This is a genomic window from Halomonas sp., from assembly GCF_034520545.1.
Taxonomy (GTDB): domain Bacteria; phylum Pseudomonadota; class Gammaproteobacteria; order Pseudomonadales; family Halomonadaceae; genus Halomonas.
Genome location: NZ_JAXHNN010000006.1, coordinates 1 through 6,396, shown reverse-complemented (window position 1 = coordinate 6,396; position 6,396 = coordinate 1). Strand labels below are relative to the sequence as shown.

Annotated in this window: 5 protein-coding genes; 1 reads left to right on the top strand and 4 read right to left on the bottom strand. The window is 65.9% G+C overall.

Annotation, left to right across the window (positions count from 1 at the left end; genetic code table 11):
* Window positions 1-1,264 (top strand): hypothetical protein (locus U5L98_RS04630; RefSeq protein WP_322557175.1); only part of this gene is annotated, 1,264 nt, incomplete at its 5' end.
* 12 nt (window positions 1,265-1,276) lie between these two features.
* Here U5L98_RS04630 and U5L98_RS04625 read toward each other — a convergent pair.
* The 4 genes from U5L98_RS04625 to dbpA all read right to left on the bottom strand — a co-directional run bounded on the left by U5L98_RS04625 (window position 1,277) and on the right by dbpA (window position 6,153).
* Complete coding sequence (locus tag U5L98_RS04625; protein ID WP_322557174.1) at window positions 1,277-1,711, bottom strand: DUF4399 domain-containing protein; 435 nt, start codon at window positions 1,709-1,711, stop codon at window positions 1,277-1,279.
* Between the two features lie 80 nt (window positions 1,712-1,791).
* A complete protein-coding gene (ftsH, locus tag U5L98_RS04620) occupies window positions 1,792-3,717 on the bottom strand; it encodes an ATP-dependent zinc metalloprotease FtsH (RefSeq protein ID WP_322557173.1) in 1,926 nt (641 codons plus the stop codon).
* Window positions 3,718-3,791: 74 nt separating this feature from the next.
* On the bottom strand, window positions 3,792-4,694 hold the full coding sequence (locus U5L98_RS04615) for a PA4780 family RIO1-like protein kinase (RefSeq protein ID WP_322557172.1): 903 nt from the start codon (window positions 4,692-4,694) through the stop codon (window positions 3,792-3,794).
* 64 nt (window positions 4,695-4,758) lie between these two features.
* Window positions 4,759-6,153, bottom strand: a complete 1,395-nt coding sequence (gene dbpA, locus U5L98_RS04610; protein ID WP_322557171.1) for an ATP-dependent RNA helicase DbpA — start codon at window positions 6,151-6,153, stop codon at window positions 4,759-4,761.
* Between the last annotated feature and the right edge of the window lie 243 nt (window positions 6,154-6,396).

The following is a 6,396-nucleotide window of genomic DNA, read 5'->3' as shown; positions in this document are numbered from 1 at the left end:
CATGACCATGCCCCGGAACCCTGCCACCGCCGGCTGGCTCGTCTCGTTACTGGCGCTCGCCCTGCTGCTGACCCTCGCCGCCCCCAGAGCCGAGGCCCGGGCCGACCCCTCCGCGACCGGGCTGACGTCCGCCGCCGACGCCAAGGTGCTCTGGTACTTCTGGCGCGACCACTGCCCCTTCTGCCGTGAGGCTGCCACCTGGCTGGACCGGCTGGAGGCGAAGCAGTCGGATCTCCAGGTACGCCGCGTCGAGGTGGTGCAGGACCCGGCCGGACGCGCCCGCTTCCTCGCCATGATGGCCGAGCGCGGCGAGACGCCCAACGCCGTGCCCACCTTCATACTCGGCGACACCGTCTGGGTCGGCTTTGCCCCTCACATCGCCCGGTCCATCGAGGACCGCCTCGCCTCACGGGGCCTGGCCACCGGCGAGGCCTCCCACTGGCGGCTCGACCTGGGGCCGCTGGGACGCCTCGACCTGGCCGGGGAGTCGATGCTCTTCGCCACCCTGCTGATCGCCTTCGTCGACGGCTTCAATCCCTGCTCGCTGTGGGTGCTCACCGTGCTGCTGGCGATGATCCTGGGCAGCGGTTCCCGGGTGCGCACCGCGGCGGTGGGTGGCACCTTCCTGCTGGTCACCGCCGCCCTCTACGGCCTCTTCATCACCGGCCTGTTCGCCGCCCTCTCTGTGGCCCGCCACCTGGCCGGCATCCAGCTGGTGGTGGCGCTGTTCGCCCTGGCCTTCGGGGCGGTCAACGTCAAGGACTACTTCGCCCTCCACCGTGGCCTCTCTTTAAGCATTCCCGAGCGCTTCAAGCCCCGCATCTACCGCGGCAGTCGCGAGGTGCGCCGCGAGCGCCCGCTGCCGATGACCCTGCTGGTCACGGTGGTGATGGCCGGCGGCGTGGCGCTGGTAGAGTTGCCCTGCACCGCTGGCTTCCCGGTGATCTGGAGCTCGCTGCTGGCCGACGCCGGGGTCGAGGGGGCCGCCTTCGCCGGGCTGCTGGCCGTCTACCTGCTGGTCTACCTGCTCGACGAGATCCTGGTGCTGGCGGTGGCCATCATCACCCTGCGCATCGGCCGGATGCAGGAGACCCACGGCCGTACGCTCAAGCTGATCGGCGGCATGGTGATGCTGGCGCTGGGAGTGGTCATGCTGGTGGCACCGGGAATGATGGAGAGCCTGACCGGGTCGCTGACGGTGATCGGTCTTGCCCTGGCCGGCGCCCTGGGGGTGATGGCCGTCAGCCGCCGGCGCGGTGCCTGACGGCCGGCAGTCCTACTCCACCGTTACAGTGATGGCGTCGGAAGCCACAGGCGGGTCGAAGCTGACATGGCTGGCATCCATGAACAGCAGCTGAAGCGTATGTTCGCCGGGCTCGAGTTCCAGGGTAGTTTCGGTCTGGCCGCCGCCGAAGTGACGCATTGCCTCGTTGGCCGGCAGGGGCTGGTCGAGGTCGACCTCGTTCAGCGGCTTGTCCACCAGCAGGTGGTGGTGGCCGGTAGCCCCCGCCTGGATGCCGGCAGGCGCCACGCCCATGCCAGTGAGACCCATGCGCACGGTCAGCGGGCTCTCGACGGTAGCGCCGTCCTCAGGTGAGATGAAGTAGACCTCGGTACCCTGCGGAGCCGAGGAGCGTTCTATCTGGGCCAGAGCCGGACCGGCCAGCAGCATGCTGCCTGCCAGGGCCACGCCCGTAATCCACTTGTTCATTGCCGTCTCCTTACCGATACCCGGTGTCGCCCGAGGCGGGCGACACTCGCCTACAGCGTAGTCGAGCCAGACCTGGATCGTCACGACTGAGCGGGTGCCTTACCGAGAAGGTCACGGATTGCGTCGGCCTCCAGGGTTTCTTGCTCCTCCAGTGCCGAGGCCAGGGTGTCCAGATCATCCCGATGCGCTTCGAGAAGCTCACGGCCGTGCGCTTCGAGTTCGCTCAACAGCCGTTTTATCTCCTCGTCGACCAGCCCCGCCATGGCTTCGCTGTGTTCGCGAGACTGAGCCATCTCCTTGCCCAGGAAGACATGCTCCTGGCTCTGGGCGAACATCACCGGTCCGATACGTTCACTCATCCCCCAGCGTGCCACCATGCGCCGTGCCAGCTTCGTGGCCTGCTCCAGGTCATTCTCGGCTCCGCTGGACAACTCCCCGAAGACAATGGATTCCGCCAGGCGACCACCGAACATCACGGTGATGCGGTCCCGCAGATAGGCTTCGCCATGGTTATAGCGCTCTTCATCGGGAACCTGCGCGGTCACGCCCAAGGCGCGGCCGCGTGGCAGCACCGTAACCTTTTCGAGAGGGTCGGCCTTGGGCAGAAGGTAGGCGAGCAGCGCATGGCCAGACTCGTGATACGCCACGATATGGCGCTCGCTGTCGGAAAGACCGACGTCCTTGGCCTCACCCAGCAGCAGGCGGTCGCGAGCCGCCGAGAAGCAGGCCCAGTCCACCTCCTTCTTGTCGTGACGCCCCGCCTGCAGGGCGGCTTCATTGGCCAGGTTGGCCAGGTCCGCCCCCGAAAACCCGATGGTGATCTCGGCCAGTCGCTCGAGATCGACGTCATCGGCCAACGGTATATCGCGCGTGTGGACGCGCAGGATATCCTGACGCGCCTCGCGGTGCGGATGCTCCAGCGTCAGCTTGCGATCGAAGCGGCCCGGCCGCAGCAGGGCTGAATCCAGCACGTCCGGACGATTGGTGGCGGCCAGCACGACCACCGGCTCATCGGCCTGGAAACCGTCCATCTCGGAGAGAATCTGGTTGAGTGTCTGTTCGCGCTCATCGTGGCCGCCTCCCATGCCGGCGCCTCGGGAACGACCGATGGAATCCAACTCGTCGATGAATACCACCGACGGTGACTGCTCCTTGGCCTTCTTGAACAGATCGCGGACCCGAGACGCTCCCACGCCGACGAACATCTCGATGAACTCCGAGCCGCTGATGCTGAAGAACGGCACGTCGGCCTCGCCGGCGATCGCCTTGGCCATCAGCGTCTTGCCCGTCCCGGGAGGGCCCATCATCAGGATGCCGCGAGGAATCTTGGCACCCAGGGCCTGGAAACGCGCCGGCTCTCTGAGAAAGTCGACCACCTCGAGAATTTCGCGTTTGGCATTCTCTGAACCTGCCACGTCATCAAGGCGCACCTCGCTCTCTTCACTGCTCACCTCGCGGGCACTGGACTTGCCCATGTTGAACAGTCCTCCACCCGACATGGCACGCTGCTGCATGCGATTCCAGAACCAGAACAGCAGGCCCAGCATCAGGATCCACGGCAGAGCACCGACGAGAACGCGTTGCCACCAGGGCGGGTCAATAGGCTCGGCGTCTATACGTACACCGTTCGACTCGAGACGCTCGAGCAGGCGCTCGCCTTCGACCTTGGGGCGCGTAGTCTCGAAGCCCTCCTCGGTCTCGGCAAGCTCTCGTGCCTGACGGCCGGTGTCGCTGAAGGTCCCCTCCACCGACTGGCCGCGCAGCGTGACCGCGTCGACATGCCCCTGCTCCACGGCGGTCAGGAATTCGCTGTAGGTAAGTTCCACCTGCTGGTGACGCTGCGCCGAATCGTAATAGTGAAACACCAGCACGATGACCAGGGCGATCCAGGCAAAGTATATCCACTGCCGACCAGAGGGCTGCGTTTCTTCGGGATACCAGAGAGGCGAACGCTTGGTTTTGTTGCGCTGCTGGTCGGATGAGGCGTCATTATCGTATCGGGGCATGGTGAGCTCAGCGATGGAGGCAGACCGCTTAACATGCCGATCCCCACAATGGATTACAAGGCCGGCGGCGGGCCTCAACGCTCGCGGTGAGTTTCCCGCCACTCCTCGGCGGCTTCCTCTACGCCGGGCTCCTGATCGCGGGAGAGTGAGGCGCGGCGCTCGGCTTCCTCCTCGCGAACATCGTCGATCACGGTCATCAGCTCGTTCACGTCCACGGTGCTCAGATCGTGCTCGAAGCAGCCGGTCAGCTGGCTGTCCGGGCGGAGGTCACCGGCCTCGTAGAGTGCCCAGATCTCCTTGCCGTAATCGGTGGCCAGCAGTTCCGGGGCGAAACGCCCGAAGTAGCGACGCATGTTGTCGACGTCGCGCTCGAACATTTTCTCCGCACTGTTGTTGCCGGCGGCGTCCACCGCCTGTGGAAGGTCGATGATCACCGGCCCATCGGCGGCGAGCAGCACGTTGAACTCGGACAGATCGCCATGGATTAGGCCGGCATACAGCATGCGCACCACGTCATCGATCACCTTGGCGTAATGGGCCCGAGCCTCGTCGGCCGTCAGGGTCACATCGTCCAGACGCGGGGCGGTCAGGCCTTCGGCATCGGTGATCATCTCCATCAACAGTACGCCATCGACGAACCCATACGGCTTAGGCACCCGCACGTCCGCCGCCGCCAGCCGATAGAGAGCATCGACCTCGGCGTTGAGCCAGGCCTGCTCCTGTTCCTTCTGGCCATAGCGGGTCTTCTTGGCCATCGCCCGGGACCGGCGGCTATTGCGCTCCTTGCGTCCTTCCTGGTACTGCACAGCCTGCTTGAAGCTGCGTTGCTTGGCCTCCTTGAAGACCTTGGCACAGCACCGCTCGCCGTGGGAGCGCACCACGTACACCTGGGCTTCCTTGCCGCTCATCAGTTGGCTCTCGACCGCCTCGATCAGACCGTCGTCGACCAGCGGTTGTAATCTCTTGGGTATCTTCATGTCACCACGTTGGCATAGAACCCGCCGGCTGGGTATCCCGCGGGCATATCACGTTGTTTTCCGGTCAGCGGCTGATGCGGCGGGCACGAAAGTTGCGCCCCTTGAGCTTGCCGCTGCCCAACTGGTCGAGGGCCGCGTCGGCGACATCGCGTCGCACGGCCACATAGGCACTGTTGGCGAGCACCTTGATCTTGCCTACCTGCTCCCCGGCAATCCCGCCTTCGCCCGTCAGGGCACCGAGGATGTCGCCGGGGCGCAGCTTCTGCTTCTTGCCGCCGCCGAGCTGCAGCGTCGCCATGGCGGGGCGAAGAGGCTGGCGCTCCAGCACCGCGCGGGGAGGCAGCGGCTCGGTCTCCAGAGTCTCTCCGAGGAGCTCGGCGAGCTTTGCCAGCCGGTAGTCCTCCTGCTCGCTAAGCAGGGTACAGGCCACTCCGGAACCGCCGGCCCGGCCGGTACGCCCGACACGATGGACATGCACCTCGAGTTCCCGGGCGATGCGGTAGTTGAACACCGCATCCAGGGCATCGATGTCCAGCCCGCGCGCGGCCACGTCGGTGGCCACCAGGATCGAGGCGCTGCCATTGGCGAACAGCACCAGCAGGCGATCACGGTCCCGCTGCTCGAGATCACCATGCAGCGCCAGGGCACTAAAGCCCGCGTCATTCAGGGCCTCTGCCACTTCGTCGGTCTCGCGCTTGGTATTGCAGAACACCACGCTGGAGGCGGGACGCAAGTGCAACAGCAGGCGGCGCAGCGCCTCGAAACGGGCCGTCTCGTCCGCCACCCGGTAGAAGTGCTGGCGGATCGTGGTCGCATCATGGGACTCGGCCACCTCCACGGTGACCGGCTCACGCATCATCCGTTCGGCGATGGGCCGGATGCCCTCGGCATAGGTGGCACTGAACAGCAGCATCTGGCGGCTCGCCGGGGTCTCGGCGATGATCGCCTCCATGGCCGCCTGGAACCCCATGTCGAGCATGCGATCGGCTTCGTCCAGCACCAGTATCTCGAGCGCCCCCAGCGCCAGCGAGCCCTTGCGCAGGTGCTCCTCTACCCGCCCCGGCGTGCCGACGACGATATGCGCCCCGTGCTCCAGCGAGGAGAGCTGCGGCCCCAGCGGGGCCCCGCCACACAGGGTCAGCACCTTGACGTTGGGCAGGCTGCGCGCCAGGCGGCGAATCTCGCCGGCCACCTGGTCCGCCAGTTCGCGGGTCGGGCAGAGCACCAGCCCCTGCACCCGGAAGTCCGCCACCGACAGCCGTGACAGCAGTGCCAGGCCGAAGGCGGCGGTCTTGCCTGAGCCGGTCTTCGCCCGGGCAATCACGTCACGGCCAGCCAGCATGGGCGGCAGGCTCTCGGCCTGAATCGGCGTCATGGCGTGATAGCCCAGCGAATCGAGGTTATCGAGCAATTCCGGCGCCAGCGGCAACGAAGCGAAATCAGCAGAGGGATCAGACACTTGGATAGACCTGCAAGGTAAGGCGGGCACCGGGAAGAGGTGCAAGGACAGCGGGAGCCGTCGGACCGGGACCATGGGAGCAAAATATCGAACCGCACAGCATACCAGATAGGCAACGCGGATGCTGTAGGATCTGAGCGACCTGCCCCTTCCAAAGGTGTACGACACGGTGGCACGTGGCAGCGTCCATGGGTGTCGACCGAGCCTCCCTATCCTAGCCCTAGAGCCGGCCCAGGGGCAGTG

Excerpts from the sequence above, each read along its gene's own strand:
- ftsH (WP_322557173.1), bottom strand. The coding sequence starts at position 3,717 with ATGCCCCGATACGATAATGACGCCTCATCCGACCAGCAGCGCAACAAA.
- U5L98_RS04625 (WP_322557174.1), bottom strand. The coding sequence starts at position 1,711 with ATGAACAAGTGGATTACGGGCGTGGCCCTGGCAGGCAGCATGCTGCTG.
- U5L98_RS04615 (WP_322557172.1), bottom strand. The coding sequence starts at position 4,694 with ATGAAGATACCCAAGAGATTACAACCGCTGGTCGACGACGGTCTGATC.